Source organism: Telluria sp. LT2P34 (assembly GCF_059685915.1).
Genome location: NZ_JCASIN010000001.1, coordinates 755942 through 775469, shown reverse-complemented (window position 1 = coordinate 775469; position 19528 = coordinate 755942). Strand labels below are relative to the sequence as shown.

16 protein-coding genes are annotated in these 19528 nt (G+C 66.8%); 8 read left to right on the top strand and 8 right to left on the bottom strand.

Features of this window, described 5'->3' with window-relative positions; genetic code table 11:
- Positions 1 to 210: 210 nt before the first annotated feature.
- The 3 genes from AC56KZ_RS03455 (at position 211) to AC56KZ_RS03445 (ending at position 5047) form a co-directional block, all read left to right on the top strand.
- The gene (locus AC56KZ_RS03455) at positions 211 to 1008 is read left to right on the top strand and encodes a transporter (protein WP_497160725.1); all 798 of its coding nucleotides are present in this window, start codon (positions 211 to 213) and stop codon (positions 1006 to 1008) included.
- 20 nt (positions 1009 to 1028) lie between these two features.
- On the top strand, positions 1029 to 2645 hold the full coding sequence (locus AC56KZ_RS03450; protein WP_497160724.1) for a methyl-accepting chemotaxis protein: 1617 nt from the start codon (positions 1029 to 1031) through the stop codon (positions 2643 to 2645).
- A 200-nt stretch (positions 2646 to 2845) separates the two neighbouring features.
- A complete protein-coding gene (locus AC56KZ_RS03445; RefSeq protein WP_497160723.1) occupies positions 2846 to 5047 on the top strand; it encodes a family 10 glycosylhydrolase in 2202 nt (733 codons plus the stop codon).
- A gap of 6 nt (positions 5048 to 5053) precedes the next feature.
- On the opposite strand, the gene ppc is transcribed toward AC56KZ_RS03445, so the two are convergent.
- Complete coding sequence (gene ppc, locus AC56KZ_RS03440; RefSeq protein ID WP_497160722.1) at positions 5054 to 7873, bottom strand: phosphoenolpyruvate carboxylase; 2820 nt, start codon at positions 7871 to 7873, stop codon at positions 5054 to 5056.
- Positions 7874 to 7995: 122 nt separating this feature from the next.
- On the opposite strand from ppc, the gene hemC reads away from it, so the two are divergent.
- The 5 genes from hemC (at position 7996) to ppa (ending at position 12811) form a co-directional block, all read left to right on the top strand.
- Positions 7996 to 8979, top strand: a complete 984-nt coding sequence (gene hemC, locus AC56KZ_RS03435) for a hydroxymethylbilane synthase (RefSeq protein WP_497160721.1) — start codon at positions 7996 to 7998, stop codon at positions 8977 to 8979.
- Positions 8927 to 9751 carry a uroporphyrinogen-III synthase gene (locus tag AC56KZ_RS03430; protein ID WP_497160720.1) on the top strand — a complete coding sequence of 275 codons (825 nt, stop codon included), beginning with the start codon at positions 8927 to 8929 and terminating at the stop codon, positions 9749 to 9751. Before hemC ends, AC56KZ_RS03430 begins: the two co-directional genes overlap by 53 nt.
- On the top strand, positions 9748 to 10914 hold the full coding sequence (locus tag AC56KZ_RS03425; protein WP_497160719.1) for a uroporphyrinogen-III C-methyltransferase: 1167 nt from the start codon (positions 9748 to 9750) through the stop codon (positions 10912 to 10914). Before AC56KZ_RS03430 ends, AC56KZ_RS03425 begins: the two co-directional genes overlap by 4 nt.
- 17 nt (positions 10915 to 10931) lie before the next feature.
- Positions 10932 to 12128, top strand: a complete 1197-nt coding sequence (locus AC56KZ_RS03420) for a heme biosynthesis protein HemY (RefSeq protein ID WP_497160718.1) — start codon at positions 10932 to 10934, stop codon at positions 12126 to 12128.
- Between the two features lie 140 nt (positions 12129 to 12268).
- Positions 12269 to 12811 carry an inorganic diphosphatase gene (gene ppa / locus AC56KZ_RS03415; protein ID WP_497160717.1) on the top strand — a complete coding sequence of 181 codons (543 nt, stop codon included), beginning with the start codon at positions 12269 to 12271 and terminating at the stop codon, positions 12809 to 12811.
- A 185-nt stretch (positions 12812 to 12996) separates the two neighbouring features.
- Here ppa and AC56KZ_RS03410 read toward each other — a convergent pair whose 3' ends face one another.
- From AC56KZ_RS03410 to AC56KZ_RS03380, 7 genes are all read right to left on the bottom strand, one after another.
- Positions 12997 to 14427, bottom strand: coding sequence for a PA domain-containing protein (locus tag AC56KZ_RS03410; RefSeq protein WP_497160716.1), 1431 nt, complete (start codon positions 14425 to 14427; stop codon positions 12997 to 12999).
- A complete protein-coding gene (locus AC56KZ_RS03405) occupies positions 14420 to 14878 on the bottom strand; it encodes a post-PEP-CTERM-1 domain-containing protein (RefSeq protein ID WP_497160715.1) in 459 nt (152 codons plus the stop codon). Before AC56KZ_RS03405 ends, AC56KZ_RS03410 begins: the two co-directional genes overlap by 8 nt.
- 21 nt (positions 14879 to 14899) lie before the next feature.
- Positions 14900 to 15583: a choice-of-anchor J domain-containing protein gene (locus AC56KZ_RS03400; protein ID WP_497160714.1), complete on the bottom strand. Its 684-nt coding sequence runs from the start codon at positions 15581 to 15583 to the stop codon at positions 14900 to 14902.
- A 289-nt stretch (positions 15584 to 15872) separates the two neighbouring features.
- Positions 15873 to 16946, bottom strand: a complete 1074-nt coding sequence (locus tag AC56KZ_RS03395; protein ID WP_497160713.1) for a branched-chain amino acid ABC transporter permease — start codon at positions 16944 to 16946, stop codon at positions 15873 to 15875.
- A 4-nt stretch (positions 16947 to 16950) separates the two neighbouring features.
- Positions 16951 to 18006 (bottom strand): branched-chain amino acid ABC transporter permease, encoded by a 1056-nt coding sequence (locus AC56KZ_RS03390; protein WP_497160712.1) that lies wholly within the window; start codon positions 18004 to 18006, stop codon positions 16951 to 16953.
- A gap of 8 nt (positions 18007 to 18014) precedes the next feature.
- A complete protein-coding gene (locus AC56KZ_RS03385; protein ID WP_497160711.1) occupies positions 18015 to 18740 on the bottom strand; it encodes an ABC transporter ATP-binding protein in 726 nt (241 codons plus the stop codon).
- Positions 18733 to 19527: an ABC transporter ATP-binding protein gene (locus AC56KZ_RS03380; protein WP_497160710.1), complete on the bottom strand. Its 795-nt coding sequence runs from the start codon at positions 19525 to 19527 to the stop codon at positions 18733 to 18735. The genes AC56KZ_RS03385 and AC56KZ_RS03380 overlap by 8 nt, the downstream gene beginning before the upstream one ends.
- Position 19528 lies beyond the last annotated feature (1 nt).

The following is a 19528-nucleotide window of genomic DNA, read 5'->3' as shown; positions in this document are numbered from 1 at the left end:
GCGCCCGCGCCACCGGAAGCCACGCCGTCCCTCGGGATCGCGTGGCTTTTTTTATATTGGTCGGTAGGGGATTGTTAACAGGTGTCGTATGCAGCCGACATAATGCGCAGCGCCGCGATGATTTCCACTGGGCAATGATGTGGAACAGAATGTTCTGTGTTCTGATCTTGTTGATGGTGCGCCTGCGCCGCTTCGCCTCCAAGGAAAAACATGCCACATCACCCCGTCCACGCCGCTGCCCTGGCGCTCCTGCTGGCCGCCTGCGCCACGTCCGCTCAGGCCGACGACGGCATCGTCACCGACCGTCCCGACTTCGTCGAGTCGAGCAATGTGGTTGGCCTGGGACGCTTCCAGGTCGAAACCAGCGTCGCCATCGACCGCAGCCGCAGCGCCGGCTATCGCGAAAACATCGTCTCCACACCCACGCTGCTGCGCTACGGCATCAGCGACACGCTTGAATTGCGCCTGGAAACCGACGGCCGCATCAGGGCGCGGTCGCATGGCCCGGCGGCCGGCGAGAGCAGCAGCGATTCGGGCACTGCCGATGCCTCCTTCGGCCTGAAATGGCATGTTGCCGATGCGCTTGAAACCAGCCCGTCGCTGGGCGTGCTGCTGCATGTCGACGCGCCGAGCGGCTCGCGCGCGCTGCGCGGCGAAAAATACCGGCCTTCGCTGCGGGTCGTGGCGGAGTGGGAATTGCCCAACGATATGTCGCTCGGCCTGATGCCTGGCGCCGGCAGCAATACCGATGCCATGGGGCAGCGCTACACCCACGGCATCTTCGGCGCCGTCGTCGGCAAGCAGCTGACCGCGAAGCTGCGCGGCTTCGTCGAGATCGCCGCCCCCCATGTGGCGCGCAGCAATCACGGCGGCACCGAGGCAAGCTTCGATGTCGGCGGCGCTTACCTGATCACCGACACGCTCCAGGTCGACGCCATGCTTGCACGCGGCCTCAACAGCCGTACGCCCGACCTGAGCCTGACGATCGGCCTGTCGTTCAAACTCTGACCACCGTGTCCGGAACCTTCATGCAAGCCACCATTAAACTGCGCCTCCTGCTGTCGAGCCTGGCCACGCTCCTGTTCGTCTCCCTGGTCGGGTGGATCGGCTATGTCGCCGTGCAATCGCTCGACGCCGCGATGGACAGCATCACGCTCAATGGCGCCGTCATCAAGGACCAGCTGCAAGCGGACATGGCGCACGACGCCCTGCGCGCCGACGTCATCTCGGCCATGATGGCCGCCGCCCAGGGCAATGCCGCCGAGGTGAAGGTGGCCGCGGCCGAAGTCGCCGAGCGTGTCACGCTGTTCAACAAATTGCTGTCCGACATGGAGCGCAACACGAGCGACGCCGCCTTGCGGGCGGCGATGGCGCAGGTGCGTCCCGACGCCAGCGCCTACCTGAAAAGCGCGGCCGACATCGTGGCGCTGGCCGCCGTTGACGCCGCTGCCGCCCAGGCCGCGCACCCGCAGTTCATGGAACGCTTTCGCGCGCTCGAGACCAGCATGGGGGTGCTGAGCGAACAGATCGAAGCGCATTCGAACGCCACCCGCGATGGCGGCGACGCCGTCGTCGTTGCGGCCAGGCGCAATATCATCGGCGTGGTGCTGGCGACCCTGCTGATCATTTTTACGATCGCCCACTTTCTGTCGCGCTCGATTGTCAAGCCGCTGGACGAAGCCATCGTGTTTGCGGCCGGCATCGCCCAGGGCCGGCTCGACACCAGCATCGCCGTCGCGCCGCAGGACAAGACCGAAACCGGCCAGCTGAAACGCTCGCTCGAAGCCATGCGCGTGAGCCTGCACGCCATCGTCAGCGAGGTGCGCGACAGTACCGAGTCGATCCATACCGCGGCGCGCGAGATCGCCGCCGGCAACATGGACCTGTCGCAGCGCACCGAAACCCAGGCCAGCGCACTCGAGGAAACCGCGGCCTCGATGGAAGAACTGAACTCGACGGTGAAGCAGAACGCCCAGAACGCCCACCAGGCCAATGCGTTCGCCGCCTCAGCCTCCGAAGTCGCGCAGCAGGGCGGCGCCGTGGTGGCCGATGTCGTGCTGACGATGCGTAATATCGAAGGCGCTTCGCGCCGCATCGTCGACATCATCGACGTGATCGAGAGCATCGCCTTCCAGACCAACATCCTGGCCCTGAACGCGGCGGTGGAAGCGGCCCGCGCCGGCGAGCAGGGCCGCGGCTTTGCCGTCGTCGCCTCCGAAGTGCGCAACCTGGCGCAGCGCTCGAATACCGCCGCCAAGGAAATCAAGGGCCTGATCGACGCTTCGGTGCTCGAAGTCGACCAGGGCTCGAAGCTCGTCGGCCAGGCCGGCGCCACGATGACGGACATCGTCAGCGGGGTACGCCGCGTCTCCGACATCATGGCCGAGATCGGCGCGGCGACGCGCGAACAGGAAACCGGCATCGACCAGGTCAACCGCGCGATCGTCGAGATCGACGGCGCGACCCAGCAGAACGCTGCGCTGGTGGAGCAGGCAGCGGCCGCGGCAGGCGCCATGCAGGAGCAGGCGGATACCCTGATCCGGCTGGTCGGCACCTTCCAGCTTGGCGGCGAGAGCAGGGATGGCGGCGCGCCCGTGCATGCCACCGCCCGCCGTAAGGCAGCGCCGACCCTGGCCCTGGCCTGAGGGAGCGCATGAGCGCATGAGCGCCGGGCATTCCCGGCAGTTATGCAGCTCTCCCTAAAATTCATTGGAGTGGCGAATTTTCCCCGCGTAATCTCGTGCGAAGACGACAATGCCGCGGCACCGTTCGCAGAAACGGGACGAGGGGAAACACGAGACGATGCATACGGGCCGTCGGTATGCAGACCTCCACGCACACAACAATGAAAAACACACTCCTGCTGGCTGCAATCGCATCGATCTTCACCGTTTCCACCCTGGCGCAGGCGCAAACCGCGCCGACAGTGGCGCCCAAGCGCGAAATGCGCGGCGTCTGGATCAGTACCCACCTGAGCCTGGACTGGCCGAACCGCCTGCAAACGCAGGCAGTCCAGCGCACCGAACTGATCAAGATCCTCGACCATAACAAGGCGACCGGCATGAACGCCGCCTTCCTGCAGGTGCGCAGCCAGTCCGACGCCATGTATCCGAGCGCGCTCGAACCGTGGTCGTATTACCTTACCGGCACCCAGGGCAGCGCGCCGGCGCCGAGCTGGGACCCGCTGCAGTTCGCGATCGACGAGTCGAGAAAGCGTGGCCTGGAATTCCATGCCTGGATCAATCCTTACCGCGCGGTGGCGACCGCTTCGAGCGCAGGCAATGCCGCCCAGTACGCGGCGACCCACGTGTCGCGCACCCATCCGGAATGGATGCTCACCGTCGGCACCGTGATGATCCTGAATCCCGGCCTGCCTGCGGTGCGCGAGTACGTCACCAGCGTGATCATGGACATCGTCAATCGCTACGATGTCGACGGCATCCACTTCGACGATTATTTCTACCCGACGCCGGGCACCATCAACGACGACGCCGCCTATGCAGCCGACCCGCGCGGGTTTCCGGCGACGGCCGCGGGCCGCGCCGACTGGCGGCGCGACAACATCAACCTCCTGATCGCGGGCGTCAACGAGCGCATCGGCGCGGTCAAACCCTGGGTCAAGTTCGGCATCTCGCCATCCGGAATCTACCGCAGCAGTACCGATCCAAGCGTCGGTTCGCCGACCTCGAGCGGCGCCAACCAGCATTACGCCAGCAACTTCGCGGACAGCCGCAAGTGGCTGCAGCAGGGCTGGGTCGATTACCTGGCGCCCCAGGTCTACTGGCATATCGACCAGGGCGGCTCGGACTACAAACTGCTGGTGCCATGGTGGAACCAGAATGCTTACGGGCGCCACATGTACATCGGCCTCGCCGACTACAAGATGAACACGGCCGGCTGGCTCGATCCGAAGCAGATCGCGAGACAGATTGTGCTGAACCGCGCCAATGGGAATATCGGCGGCCAGATCCACTTTCGCCATGCCTTCCTGAACACGAACCCACTCGGCTACCGCACCGACCTGATGCAGAACGTGTACAACCGTCCGGCGCTGCTGCCGACGATGCCGTGGAAGAACATGCTGGCGCCGGCGGCGCCGACTGCCTTGGCCGCCACCGCGGGCAGCAACGCTGTCGTGCTGTCGTGGGCCGGCGCGCCGGAGACGCGCGAGGAGTTGGAAAAGGTACGGCGCTTCGCCGTCTACCGGTCGGAAGCGCGCGAGTTCGATCTCGAAGCGGCCGAAAACATGATCGGCGTGACCGAAGCGGCCAGCCCTGCGTTCACCGATGCCAAAGCGGCGGCCGGAAAGTATTACTACTATGCCGTCACCGCCCTGAACCGCCTAAGCACCGAAAGCGCCAGGTCGAACCTGGTCAGCAACGATTTCGAGGCGCCTACCGTGCGCACCCGCGACGTCTCGGTGACGCTGGCGGGCGGCACGGCCAGCATCCAGGCTGCCGACATCGACGGCGGCAGCAGCGACAACTGGGGCATCGAATCGCTGACGGCCTCGCCGGCGAGCTTCAGCTGCGCCGACATCGGCGCCAGGCAAGTGACCTTGAGCGCGCTCGACAAAGCGGGCCTCAGCGCCACCGCCACCGCCACCGTGACGGTGCTGGGCCGCATCCCGCAGCCGGCGATCGCGGTCAGCCGAAGCGACGCCACGCCGACCGGCGCCGCGGCCAATACCATCGTGCTGGGCTATGGCGCGCAGAGCCTGAACCTGGCGGCGTCGGATGCCGATTCCGCAACCAGCTTCGCATGGAACCCCGCGCCCGGCCTGTCGTCGACCGGCGCGCTGGCAAACTTCGCGCCGAGCGGCGCCGGAACCTTCACGCTCACTGCGCAAGCGATGAGCATCAACGGCTGTCCGGCCGTGGCCAGCGTGACGGTGCCGGTGATCGACGCGCGCTGCGGCGACGGCAAGGTGACGGTCTGCCACAAGCCGGGCAAGGGCAGTGGCAACGGCGGCGCCATGTGCGTGGCGCCGGACGCGGTGCCGGCTTTCCTGCGCAAGGGCGATACGCTGGGCAGCTGCGCACCCTAGGTAGTTTCACCCCGTATTGCGCAATCCCGCGGCCACCCCGTTGATCGACAGGTGGATCCCGCGGTGCACGCGCGGGTCCATCTCGCCGCCTTCCTGGCGCGACATGGCCCGGTGGCGGTGGATCAGCTCGACCTGCAAGTGGTTCAGCGGGTCGAGGTAGGCGAAGCGGTTCTGGATCGACCTGGCCAGCAGCGGGTTGCCCGCCAGGCGCTCGCTGGCGCCGGTGATCGCTTCCAGCCGGCGCAGGGTTTCGCCATGCTCGGCGGCGATGCGCTTGAAGATGCGTTCGCGCAGCGCCACATCCGGCACCAGGCCGGCATAGCGCGAAGCGATGGCGAGATCGGTCTTGGCCAGCACCATGTCCATGTTCGACAGCAGGGTCGCGAAGAAGGGCCATTCGCGGAACATGCGCTGCAGCGTCTGCAGTTTCTGGCCGTCCGCATCCTCTTCCAGCCAGCCCGCGACGGCCGAGCCGAAGCCATACCAGCCCGGCAGCAGCAGGCGGCACTGGCCCCAGGAAAAGCCCCAGGGAATCGCGCGCAGGTCTTCGATGCGGCGGGTCTTCTTGCGCGAGGCGGGGCGCGAGCCGAGGTTCAGTTCCGCGATCTCGGCAATCGGGGTGGCGGCAAAGAAGTAATCCGTAAAGCCCGGCGTCTCGTAGACCAGGTCGCGGTAGGCGCCATAGGCGCGCCTGGACAGGTCGGCCATGACCTGCTCGAAGCGGGCCAGCTCGTCGGCCCTGGCGCCTTCGGCCGCATGCGGGGTCAGGCTCGCCTCCAGGGTGGCCGCGACCAGCAGCTCCAGGTTGCGCCGGCCGATTTCCGGATTCGAGAACTTCGAGGCGATGATTTCGCCCTGTTCGGTCAGGCGGATCTGGCCGTTGACGGTGCCCGGCGGCTGCGCCAGGATCGCCTGGTAGCTGGGACCGCCGCCACGGCCGACCGTACCGCCGCGGCCATGGAACAGGCGCAGGCGCACGCCGGCGCGCTCGAAGACGTCGACCAGTTTCAGCTCGGCCTGGTACAGCTCCCAGTTCGACGTGAGAAAACCCCCGTCCTTGTTCGAGTCCGAGTAACCGAGCATGACTTCCTGCAGCCGGCCCTGGTTGTGGATCACGCGGCTGACCAGGGGCAGGGCCATCCAGGCTTCCATGATGGCGCTGGCGCGCTGCAGGTCGGGGATGGTCTCGAACAGCGGAACCACCATCACGTCGGAGACGCCCTTGGCCGGGTGCAGCAGGCCCGCTTCCTTTTGCAGCAGCAGCACTTCGAGCAGGTCCGACACCGCCTCGGTATGCGAGATGATGTAGTTGCGGATGGCGCGCACGCCGTAACGCTCGCGGATCTCGCGCGCGGCGCGCACCACGCCCAGCTCCGACTGCGTTTCGTCGGAATACGACTGGAAAGGCGAAAACAGCAGGCGCGGCTGGGCCAGTTCGGCGAGCAGGAGCGCCACCTTGCCGTCCTCGGAGAGCGCCGCGTAGTCGGCTTCGACACGGGCCTTTTCGAACAGCTCGGCCAGCGCGCGCTCGTGCACGTCCGAGGTCTGGCGCATGTCGAGCGAGGCCAGGTGGAAGCCGAAGATGCGCGCGGCGCGCATCAGGCCGGCCAGGCGCGGCGTGACCAGCATGGCGCCGTGGTTCAGCCTCAGCGACTCGGCCAGCACGTCGAGGTCGGCCGTGAATTCGGCGGCGTCAAGGTAGGGCGCGGCGTGGCCGACTTCCTTGCGGAGGATGTTGGTCGCGCCCAGCACACGGGCGGTGCTCGCCAGGCGCGCATACATGCCGATCAGGGCGCGCCGGTAGGGCTCGTCAGCGCGGTGGTCGGACGCGTCGGTGGAGCGGTCGGCCAGCGCCTGCAGGGCAGGCGTGATGTCGACCATCAGGGTCGAGGTCGACAGCTCGGCGCCGAGGGCATGGGTTTCGTCGAGATACCAGTCGAGGATGGTGGTCGCGTGGCGCATCACGGCGTGGCGCATGGTGTCGCCGTTGACGTTCGGGTTGCCGTCGCGGTCGCCGCCGATCCAGCTGCCCATCTGCACGTAGGCGCTGTCGCCCAGCAGCGGCGGCGCGCCGTGGTAATGAAAGCCGATCTCGTCTTCGATGTCGTCGTACAGGGCCGGCAACTCGCGCAGAAAAGTGATGCGGTAGTAGGACAGGGCGTTTTCGATCTCGTCGGCGACCGTCAGCTTGGTATAGCGCAGCATGCGCGTCTGCCAGAGCGTCGCCACGCGCGCATGCAGCAGCTGCAGGTTGCGCACCTGTTCCTTGGGCGTGAGCGGCAGATCGCGCTCGGCCAGCAGGCGCGCGATGTCGTGCTCGGCGTCGAGGATGCTTTTACGCTGCACCTCGGTCGGGTGTGCGGTCAGCACCGGTGCGATCAGCGCGTTGCGCAGGAAGGTCTCGACCGTGTTGCGGTCGACGCCGGCCGCGCGCAGCTTGCTCAGGGCATGCCCGACGCTGCCTTCGCGCGGCCGGGAACCTGCCAGCAGGTGGGCGCGGCGGCGGCGGTTGTGGTGCTGGTCTTCGGCGATGTTGGCCAGGTGCGAAAAATAGGAAAAGGCGCGCACCACCGAAATGGTCTGGTTACGCGTGAGCTTGTGCAGGAGCGCCGTGAGTTCTTCGCCGGCCTGCGGATCGGCGTCGCGGCGAAAGCGCACGGCCGTCTGGCGGATCGTCTCGACGACGTCGAACACGGCGTCGCCTTCCTGGTCGCGCAGCACGTCGCCGAGCAGGCGGCCGAGCAGGCGAATGTCTTCTTTCAGCGGCGCGTCCTTGTCGGGCGCGGGAACGCCGGCGGGGGAAGCGGATTCAACAGGTTTGTCCATGTCGGCCATAGGTTCTCGCTTGTCGGGTACACCAGGGTGGAAGTGGCCATCGGCACCGTTCTGCAACAGGCCCGCATGCTAAAATTTGCATCTTAAATGAAACCGTTTTGAAAGCAAAAGACATGACGCAGCAGGCGGAGGCGCCAGTTCGGGTGCCAGCATCATTGATTATCGCATCGCGCGAGAGCCGCCTGGCCATGTGGCAGGCCGAGCATGTGCGCGATCGTCTCGCCGCATTATATCCACAGTGTCAAATCAGCATTCTCGGGATGACCACGCGCGGCGACCAGATCCTCGACCGTACGCTGTCGAAAGTCGGCGGCAAGGGCCTGTTCGTCAAGGAGCTCGAGGTGGCCATGGCCGAAGGCCGCGCCGACCTCGCCGTGCATTCGCTGAAGGACGTGCCGATGGACCTGCCGGAAGGCTTCATGCTGGCCGCCGTGCTCGAGCGCGAAGACCCGCGCGATGCCTTTGTCTCGAACGATTACGCCTCGCTGGCCGACTTGCCGCCGGGCGCCGTGGTCGGCACCAGCAGCCTGCGCCGCCAGGCGCTGGTGGCGGCGCGCTACCCGCAGCTGGTCGTCAAGCCGCTGCGCGGCAACCTCGACACCCGCCTCGGTAAGCTCGACCGCGGCGAGTACGCCGCCATCATCCTGGCCGCCGCCGGCTTGATCCGCCTCGGCCTGCCGGGGCGCATCCGCAGCGCGCTCGATCCGGACGTGTCGCTGCCGGCAGCCGGGCAGGGCGCGATGGCCATCGAAGTGGCCAGCGGCGCGCGCAGCGATGGCGTCGACCTGCTGGCCCTGCTGGCGCCCCTGAACCACATCGAGACCGAACAGGCCGTGCTGGCCGAGCGCAAGGTGTCGAAGGTGTTCGGCGGCAGTTGCCAGATTCCGCTGGCCGCGCACGCGGTCGTGAACGGCGCCGCCATGCACCTGCGCGCGATGGTCGCCACCCCCGACGGCAAGCGTAGCGCGTTCGCCGAACTGAGCGGCCCGGCCGGCCAGCCTGAACTTCTCGGCGAGCAGGTCTCGCGCTTGCTGGAGCAGCAGGATGCGCAGGCAATCCTGGCCGTATGCAAGCAGGAAGCGGCGCTTGAAGGCTGAGAGCGTCGTCATCACGCGGCCGCGCGCCCAGGCCGAGAGCCTGGCGCGCGCCGTCGCCGCCATCGGCCACACGCCGGTGGTGCTGCCGCTGCTGGAGATCTCGGCGCTCCCCGACACCGCGGCGCTGCGGGCGGCGCTGGCCGCCCTCGACGGCTATGCGCTGGCCGCCTTTGTGTCGCCGAATGCGGTCGACGCGGCGTTCGCCGAACTGGCCGCCGCGACGCGGACCTGGCCCAGGGCGGTTGCGCTGGCCGTGCTCGGCGAGGGCAGCCGCGCCGCACTGGCGCGGTATGGCCTGGTTGACAGCAATGCCACCATCCTCGGGCCGCTCGACCCGGCCCACAGCGACTCGGAACACCTGCTGGCGGCGCTCGACCTGGCGGCGCTGGCCGGCAAGCGGGTGCTGATCGTGCGCGGCGAATCGGGGCGCGAGCTGATGGCCGACGCATTTCGCGCGGCCGGGGCGCAGGTGGACGTGGTGCCGGCCTACCGCCGCAGCGTGCCGGCGTTAAGCGCGCCACTGGCGGCGCTGCTGCGCAGCTTGCTCGACCGGCCGAACGACTGGATAATCACGAGTTCGGAAGCGCTGCGCGGCCTGTTCGCCTTGTTGGCGCAGCTCGATCCGGGCTGTGTCAGCCAAATGCGGGCCCAGCACCTGATCGTGCCGCATGCCCGGATTGCCGCCACTGCGGCGGAACTCGGGATCGCGCGCGTGACCCTTACCGGCTCGGGCGACGACCGTTTGCTTGCCGCGTTACAATCACAAGAATGAACGAATTGCCGAACAATCCAGAGCTGACTCCACACCAGCCACCGCCGTCACCGCCGCTGCCGCCTGCCGCGCATTCTGCACCTGCTGCGCCGGATTTCGAACAGTATCGTCCGCGCGCGCCCGAGCGCAGGGCGGGACCGCCCCTGTCCGAACAGCTCACGCGGCCGCTGCCGCTGGCCGTGATGGCGCTGGCCCTGCTGCTGGCCATGCAAACCTGGTCGAGCCATAGCCGCATCAATACGCTGCGCCAGGAAATGGCGCGCAGCCTGCAAAAAGGTAACCAGATCAATGCCGAAACCGCTTCGCTGGCGCGCGACGTGGCCGAGCAGTCGAAGGTGCTGCAGCTGAAGGTCGGCGTGCTGGAAAGCCGCCAGCTCGAAAACCAGAGCCAGCAAATGGCGCTGGAACAGCTCTACCAGGATTTGTCGAAGAGCCGCGACGAGTGGGCGCTGTCGGAAGTCGAACAGGTGCTCTCGACCGCCAGCCAGCAATTGCAGTTGGCAGGCAATGTGCAGGGCGCCCTGATCGCGCTTGCGAACGCCGACCGCTCGCTGTCGCGCTCGGACACGCCGCAATTCATTTCGGTGCGCCGGGCCATCGCGGCCGATATGGAAAAGCTGAAAGCCATGCCGGCGCTGGACCTGGCCGGCGTCGCCCTGCGCCTCGACAGCGTGATCGGCCAGGTCGATACCTTGCCCTTGCTGTCGGACGAAAAGCCCCTGTTGCCGGCGGCGCCAGTGCGTGCCGGGCGCGGCCAGGCCCAGGCCAGCGCAGCGCCGCTCGGCCTTGGCGAGCGCATGCTGGCCACCTGGCGCAACTGGAGCGGCGAAATGTGGGACGACGTGCGCCAGCTGATCCGCGTACGCAGCGTGAATACGCCGGAAGCGCTGATGCTCTCGCCCGACCAGAATTATTTCGTGCGCGAAAACCTGAAACTTCGCCTGCTCAACGCACGCCTGGCGCTGCTCTCGCGCGACGAGACCACCTTCGCCGGCGACCTGGCCGCTGCCCAGGAAACGCTGGACAAGTATTTCGACACCCGTGCCCGCACGACCCAGCAGGCGCTGGCGGTGCTGCGCCAGGTCCGGGCCAACAACCTGGCGATCGAGATGCCGACGCTGGCCGACAGCCTGGCGGCTGTCCGCAACTACAAGAAACCTTGAGTAAAGCTTAATACAGCATGCGTCTACTTCTCTGGCTAGTCGCCCTGATGGCCGCCGCCATCGGCATCGCCGTGACGGCGCGCTTCAATCCGGGCAACGTGGTGCTGTTCTATCCGCCGCACCGGATCGACATGTCGCTGAACCTGTTCGTGGTGCTGCTGGCGCTGCTGTTCCTGATGCTTTACGGCCTGGTGCGCGCGGTCAGGGCGACCCTGCGCATGCCGGACCGGGTAGCCGCCTACCGCGGACGCAAGCGCGAGCGCGACGGCAACAAGGGTTTGCGCGACGCCTTGAAAGCCCTGTTCGAAGGCCGCTTCGGGCATGCGGAAAAGGCCGCGATGCGCGCCGCCGAACTGCCGGAAAACGCGGGCCTGGCCGCCCTGATCGGCGCACGCGCCGCGCACCGCATGCGCGAACCGGCGCGGCGCGACGCCTGGCTGGCCGGGGTCTCCCACGACAACGGCATGAAGGTCGCACGCCTGATGACCGTGATCGAACTGCTCGTCGACGACCACCAGCCGGAAGAGGCGCTGGCGGCCGTGGCCGAACTGAACGCCAGCGGCCAGCGCCACATCCACGCACTGCAATGGTCGATGAAGGCCCACCAGCAGGCGCGCAACTGGCCGGAAGTGCTGCGCCTGGTGCGCATCCTGGACAAACGCAAGGCGCTGCACCCGGCGCTGGCGAGCCGCCTGCGCGAACTGGCCTACGACGCGCTGCTGTCGGAAGAGGGACGCGACGCCGAGGCGCTGCGGCGGGTCTGGGCCGAGGTGCCGCCAGCCGACCGCACCCAGCCGTATATCGCGGCGCGCGCGGCGGCCGCCTTCAATGCCAGCGGCTTGCAGGACGAGGCGCGCGTGATTGCCGAAGCGGCGCTGCGCGGCAGCTGGGACGAACGCGTGGTGCGCGCCTACCGCGATGCGGCCGGACCTGCCGGCTCGCCGACGCTGCTGGCGCAGATCGAACATTGCGAAACCTGGCTGCGCGAGCGGCCGAACGACCCGGAACTGGCGCTCACGCTCGGTTCCCTCTGCCTGCGCCAGAAGCTGTGGGGCAAGGCCCAGCGTTACCTGGAACAGGCGCTGTCCGACGCCCTCGACTCACGCATGGTGCGCGACATCCACCTGAAGCTGGCCCAGTTGCACGAGGCGCTGGGACAGGACGAGCAGGCGGCGGGGCATTATCGGCAGAGTGCGCTCGCGAACATCTTGTAATCCTTTTCGCAAGGCGGCGTTCGCCGCCTGAAAACACCGCTGACGCCCCTGCGCACGCCACCCCGCCACGCCGCACAATCCTATGCCTATTCGATATAATGCTAGCCTTTATTGATTTTTCAGCAACCAAGGACTAACCCATGAGCTTGAACCACGTCCCAGCCGGCCGCGATGTGCCGAACGATTTCAACGTCATCATTGAAATCCCGATGAACGCCGATCCGATCAAGTACGAAGTGGACAAGGACACCGGTGCGATCTTCGTCGACCGCTTCATGGGCACCGCGATGCACTACCCGTGCAACTATGGTTATGTGCCGCAGACCCTGTCGGACGACGGCGACCCGTGCGACGTCCTCGTCATCACCCCGTTCCCGCTGTTCCCGGGCGTGGTCGTGCGTTGCCGCGCCATCGGCGTGCTGAAAATGACCGACGAAGCCGGCGGCGATGCCAAGATCCTGGCCGTCCCTGTCGACAAGATCCTGCCGATCTACAGCCACTGGCAAAAGCCGGAAGACCTGCAGGACCTGCGCCTGCAGCAGATCCAGCACTTCTTCGAGCACTACAAGGACCTCGAAAAAGGCAAGTGGGTCAAGATCGAAGGCTGGGCCGGTCCGGACGAAGCCAAGGCGGAAATCGTCAACGGCGTCGCAGCCTACAAGGCCGCAAGCCAGAAGCAGTAATTCTCGCTCGCAAGAGAAAGGCCCGGCACCCTTGGGGTGGCCGGGCCTTTTTTGTGTCACTCATCGCCCCAGAGCGTCTGACAACAGCTTCAGAGCAAGGCGCGGCGACGAAGCCCAAGGGCGAGGACAGTACGACTGTACGGCGAGGAGCTGCAACGCAGCTATGAAGCTGTTGTCAGACGCTCTTACCAGCCAATATCCTGCAGCAGCGGATAAGTCAGGTCGCGCGGCGGCGTTACCGTATGCGACAGGTCGGAGTTGATCGACGGCTCCATCAACTGGTTCGGTTTGGCTTCGGTGGTGAAGTGCGACACCGAGGAGCCCGGCTGGTTGGGATCGGGCGTGTACATCAGGATGCGGCGGCGGGCGTCAGTGCCAGACAGGCGCGTCGGGTCGATGCCGAGGCTGGCGACGACACCGGATTTGGTGCGCGAGCGCGCCTGCAGCGCGGCGCGCAGGCTCAGGCCCGCAGCCTGGGTCACGCGTACCGAGGGGATCGTGATGCTCGGGTCGCTGCCGCTCATGCCGGTCGGTTCTCCCGGGGCATTATCGGACACCACCATGCCGATCGCGCCGGCCGCCTGGACGTTCCGCGCCTTGTCGACGAAGGCGCAGGTACCGCGCGCCACCAGGGCGATGTTGCCGCGCACCGCGAGTGCATTGGTGGTGTTGAGCGGGGTGCAGGCCAGGCCGGTGCCGTCGGGCTGCTCGACGACCGGCATCAGCTGGCCGACGACCGGCGTGGGGCCGAGCGGCGGTCCGAAGGAAGCGTCGCCGACCTCGTAATTGCCCGCTGCGCTGCCGGCGGCGCTGCCGCTCACGGACAGGCGCGAGCGCGGGTCGAGCACCTGGGGCACGGCGGCGGTGACGGCCGGGCCGTTCCACGACAGGCGGTCAATGCTGATCGCCGAGGCGACGCGCTCGGCGTTGGTCATGTTGACCCAGAGCTGTTCGGTGCGGTTGTCGACCAGGAAATGGTCCCAGATCGAAGGAAGGTCCTGGATCTCGGCGCCGGTTTCGTCGTCGGTGAAGGTCTGGAAACCCAGGCCATGCGCCATTTCGTGCAGCAGCACGGTGACCAGGTCGATGCCGGCGCCGGCGTTGTTGTCCAGCCCGAGGTAGAAGCCGGGGCCGGGCAGGCAGTCGGGGAACAGGCCGAGGCGCGAATTGAAGCGCGAGATGATATGCGGTTCGCCCGGCGAGGCCACGTCGACGCCCGCCAGTTTGCTCGCCAGTGCCGACGGATACCAGGTGGCCTGGCGCGGCGCGTTGGTGAAGTCGGACCAGATTTCGTTGGCGCCGGCAGAACCGAGCACGGCGCTGCTTTCGGTGCATGACAGCGGCACGAAGGAGGCGCCGATGCGGATCGGCACGCTGCTGGTGAGGGTTGCGCCCCAGATCTCGGCCGCGTGCTGGAAGGCGTTCAGGCGCTGCTGGCCGAGGGTAGTGCCGGGGTTGCCGCCGACCGGGGTGACCGGGGTCGGGTCGTTGAATCCGATGCCGGGCGCGTTCTGGTTGACGATGACGATGGTCGCGGCATGCGAGGCGGCTGCGCAGAGGAGGGCGCAGCTGAGGGAGAGAAGGGAGGCGAGGGCGCGCAGTGGTGCTTTAGTCATGGCGGTGTCCTTCCTTGTGCGAGGCGGCGTTGGCGCTGGTGGAAGCGTGGAGCGCCTTTTCGGCCGCTGCCGCGCCATGGACGCATTGCTCGTCGAGCTTGCCGTCGGCGCCGCGCTTGACGACCGAATACACCAGGCCGCGTTCGCCGAGCCGTACGTGGCGGCTGCCGCCCGGATGGGTGACCATTGCCGGCTGCGGCGGCGCGCTCAGGCGTGCCGATGCGGGCGCCGGCGCCGGCGCCAGCGCCCGCATTTCCGCCGCGGTCGGGGCGCGCAGCTGACCCGTCTGGGCGTCGCGCACGACGACCATGCCCTGCTGAGCCGGTTGCGCCGGCTGACCCTGCTGCGCCTGCTGATCGGCTTGCAAGGGCGTCTGGGCCCCCGCCTTCGGCGGCATGGCGGCCCAGAGTGCGGCGCAGGGCAAGACGGTGAGTAATTTTTTATATGACATGGTGGGTTCTCCGGTAAGGCTTCAGATCGACGACTTGCGGCGCATGACGCCCAGCGCGCCCAGGCCGAGGGCCAGCATGGCGAACAGCGAAGGTTCGGGTACCGCGGTGATGACTCTGACCGTATCGAGGCCGATGTAGTTCAGGGTGTCGGCATAACCGACGTAGCGGAAGGCGAAACGGCCTTCGCCTTCGACATTCAGGTTGGCGCTCCATTGGGTCCAGTCGGCCGGGTAGCCGGCGGCGCCGCCGATGGTGCCGAGCAGGGTCGTGAAGCCGGCCGTGCCGCCCGCGCTGCCGGAGGCGAAGCGCACCTCGAGGCTATCGTTGAAGCCGGCGGCGGCGTCGTGACGGGTCCAGAAGGACAGGTTGGTGATGCCGGTGAGGGCCAGCACGGGCGTGATCAGCCAGTTGTCGACCACGCCGAGGCCGCCGGCGCTGCCGAGGAAGTTGGCGGCCGCGTAGGAGTTGGCTGGGCCCGACTGCGATTCGAAGATGGCGGCATTGCCCTGGAACCAGGTGTTTCCGGGTGGGACGCTGTTGTTCGTGAAAGTCCAGCCCGGCAGGGAGGTGAGATTGTCGAAGCCTTCGTCCAGCACTTCCACTGCCGGCTTGCCGACCGGCTTGGCGACCGCGTTGGCGGGACCGGGTGCAAGGAAGGCCAGCGCGAGTGCGCCGGCCGATGCAAACGACGTGAGAGTTTTCATGGATGAGCTTTCATGCGGAGCCAGATGGATGGCATTCCACTCGCGCTGGCTTTCACGAGGCCATGGTTGAGTTCATCATATGAGCTGAACGGTAACGAACATTGATATCGATTCAATGTGCGCGGCAACTCGGCGGTATGGAGAGGTGTCTAAGATGAGCGCGGGCCCGCGCGCTGGAGGCGGGCCCGGCAAGAGCGGGAAACAAGCAGGAAAGAGGCAGGAGTGAAGCAGGAGTGAAGCAGGATTACAAGGCGCGCGGGCGGGAGCAAGCCGCCGCGCGCCGCGCCGGTCAGCGCTTGGCCAGCGTGCCGCGCAGGCGCAGCTTGCCGACAATCCCGATCGGGAAGAAATAGATCGACAGGATGAACAGCACGCCCAGCCACAGCATCCAGCGGTCCGGATGCAGGGCGGCCGCCAGGATCGGCACGCTTTCCAGTGCGCCCTGGCCGCGCTCCATGAGCCCCACCAGGTAGTTCTGGGCCAGGATGAACAGGGTGGCGCCGATCACTGCGCCGTACATGGTGCCCATGCCGCCGATCACGACGATCAGCAGAATGTCCGTCATGACCTTGAAACCGAGCGTGTTGTCGGGCCCGACGTAGCGTACCCAGAGCGCCATCAGTGCGCCGGCCAGCGTCGCCACCAGCGCGGCCACGACGTTGGCCCAGACCCGGTAGACGACCGTGCGGTAGCCGAGCGCCTCGGCGCGGAACTCGTTCTCGCGGATGGCCTGCAGCACCCGCCCGAAAGGCGAATTGACGAGGCGCAGCAGGAACAGGAACAGCGCCAGGCAGCCCAGGAATACGACGTAATAGGTCAGCAGCTTGCCGTCGATCGTGCGCCCGAACACTTCGGTGTCCATGAAGGTGTAGCCGGGCGTAAGCACCTCGGGCACGCTGAAGGTCTTGCCGTCCTCGCCGCCGGTGAATTCCGACAGCTGCGAAGCCAGTACCGCGAACGACGAGGCCACCGCCAGCGTGATCATGGAGTAGAAGATGGCGCGCACGCGCAGTGCGAACAGGCCGATCACCAGCGCCAGGGCCAGCGCCAGCAGGAGCGCCAGGCCCAGGCCGACGATCATGACGCTCCAGGTCGGCTCGTCGACCCTGGCCAGCCCGAGCCCGATGCCGTAGGCGCCGATTCCGTAGAACATCGTGTGCGCGAACGACACGATGCCGGTATACCCGAGCAGCAGGTCATAGGACGCAACCAGCACGATGTAGACGCAGATGGTGGCCGCGGTGCCGAGCGCCCGCTCGCCGGAAATGATGAAGGGAGCGAAGGCCAGTCCCAGGAAAATCAGTAACAGCAGGGCGCCCAGTGCGCGGCTGCGCGGCAGGTCGCCGGATAACAATGTGCTCATCATATTAGCCCCGCGATTTCGAATACAGCCCGGCCGGACGCCACATCAGGATCGCGATCATCAGCGCGACGTTCGAGACCAATGCGAATTTCGGCGCCAGAAAACCCGCGTAGTTGGCGATCAGCGCCATCAGCAGGGCGCCGATGAAGCAGCCGCCCACGGAGCCCAGGCCGCCGATGATGATGACGATGAAGATCATCACCATGACTTCGCCGCCCATCGCCGCCGTCAGCGTTTCCCGGTACAGTCCCCACATCACGCCGCCCAGCCCGGCCAGCGCCGAGCCGGCCGCGAACACCGCCACGAACAGGCGGCGGATGCGGTAGCCGAGGCTTTCCACCATCTCGCCGTTCTCGACGCCGGCGCGGATGAGCAAACCGATCTTGGTGCGGTTCAGGGTCAGGAACATGGCGGCGAACACCACCAGGCCGACCAGGACCGCCACCAGCCGGTATTTTTCGATGGCGGCGTCGCCCAGGAAGATCGCGCCGCGCAGGGACGTCGGCAGCGGCAGCGGAATCGTTTCCGCGCCCCAGATCACGTGGATCAGCTGCTCGGCGACGATCATGCCGCCCATCGTGATCAGGATCTGCTTCAGGTGCTGGCCGTACACCGGCATGATGATGACGCGCTCGAAGGCCCAGCCCAGCAAACCGGTCACCAGCATCGCCACCAGCACCGCCAGGCCCAGTACGCCGAGGTTGAGCAGCAGCGAATCGGCCTCCATCGCCCCCTGCATCGGCAGCAGGACCAGGGTGGCGGCGAAGGCGCCGACCGAGACAAAGGCGCCATGGCCGAAGTTCAGCACGTCCATCAGGCCGAAGATCAGCGTCAGGCCGCTGGCCATGATGAAAATCATCATGCCCATCGCCAGGCCGGCGACGCTCAAGGTGACCCAGGTGGGAAAGTCGCCCACCAGCGGCAGCATCAGCAGCATCAGCGCGGGCACCAGCAGCAGCGGCGCCAGGTCGCGCGGGGCGCTCGGCAGCGGCGCGTCTGCCGGGGCGGCCAGGGAAGTGGCCAGGGGAGTGGCGACAACGGGGGGAAGGCTTGCACTCATCGTAGATCCTATTGGTGGGAGTCGAGCGACAGGCCGAGCAGGCGTTGCTGAAGCGCGTCGTCGCCGGCCAGCGCCGCCATGCTGCCGGCATGGGCCACGCGGCCATCGTCCATTACGCTGACGGTGTCGCCGAGCGAGCGCACGAAATTGAAGTTCTGTTCGACCAGCACGATGGTGGTATCGGTCTCTTTCAGTTCGCGGAAAGCGGCGATCAGGCTCTGGATGATCGCGGGCGCCAGGCCCTTGGTCGGCTCGTCCACCAGCAGCAGCTTCTTTGGCTCGACGATGGCGCGGGCGATCGCCACCATCTGCTTCTGGCCGCCGGACAGGTTTCCGGCCGGGTAATTCCAGAATTTTTTGAGGGCCGGGAAGAAGCCGAAGATCCACTCCAGGCGCGCCGCGTCCATCGGTCCTTGCACGGCAGCCAGGTGCAGGTTCTCGCGCACCGTCAAGCTGGAAAAGACGGCCATGCTCTCGGGGACATAGGCGATCCCGAGGCGGGCGATGTCGGGTGTGGCCAGTTTCGTGATGTCGCGCCCGTCGAAGACGATGCTGCCGGCGCTGGCCTTCCACAATCCCATGATGGTGCGCAGCGTGGTGGTCTTGCCGGCGCCGTTACGGCCCAGCAGCACCGACAGCCCGCCGCGCGGCACGACCAGGTCGACGCCGTGCAGGATGTGGTACTGGCCGATGTGGGTGTGCACGCCGGAGAGCGTCAACAAGGGTTCATGCATGTTCGGTTTCCGGTGTTCCAAGATAGGCTTCCTGTACGATCTTCGATTGCATTACTTCGGCCGGCATGCCGTCCGCGACCAGGGTGCCGTTGTGCAGCACGATGATGCGGTCGGCCAGCTGGCGCACCACGTCCATCTTGTGCTCGACCAGCAGGACGGTCTTGTTGGCTTCCTTCTTGACGGCGTGGATCAGGTCGAGCACGACCGGCACCTCGTCCACGCTCATGCCGGCGGTCGGCTCGTCGAACATCAGGATGTCCGGTTCCAGCGCCAGCAGGATCGCCACTTCCAGCTTGCGCTGGTCGCCGTGCGACAGCGAGCCGACCAGCGCTTCGCGCTTGCCCATCATCGATACCCGCTCCAGGTAATGCCCGGCGCGCTCGATCAGTTCCTTGTGGCCGAACCAGACCGAGAACATGTTCATGCCGACCCCGGCGCGGCTTTGCACGGCCAGGCGCACGTTTTCCATTACCGTCAGGTTCGGGAACAGGTTCGTCAGCTGGAACGCGCGCCCGATGCCCAGGCGGGTGCGGCGCGCCGCGCCGTGGTGCGTGATGTCGGCGCCATTCAGGAACACGCTGCCCGAGGTGGCCGGCAACTGGCCCGAGACCAGGTTGAAATAGGTGGTCTTGCCGGCCCCGTTGGGACCGACGATCACGGTCAGCGTGCCCGGATAGAAATCCGCCGTCACCGCGTTGACCGCGACGTGGCCGCCGAAGCGGATCGTCAGGTCGCGCGTCGATAACGAGGGATGCGGCGAAGGCTGCTGTGTATTCGCTGCGACCATG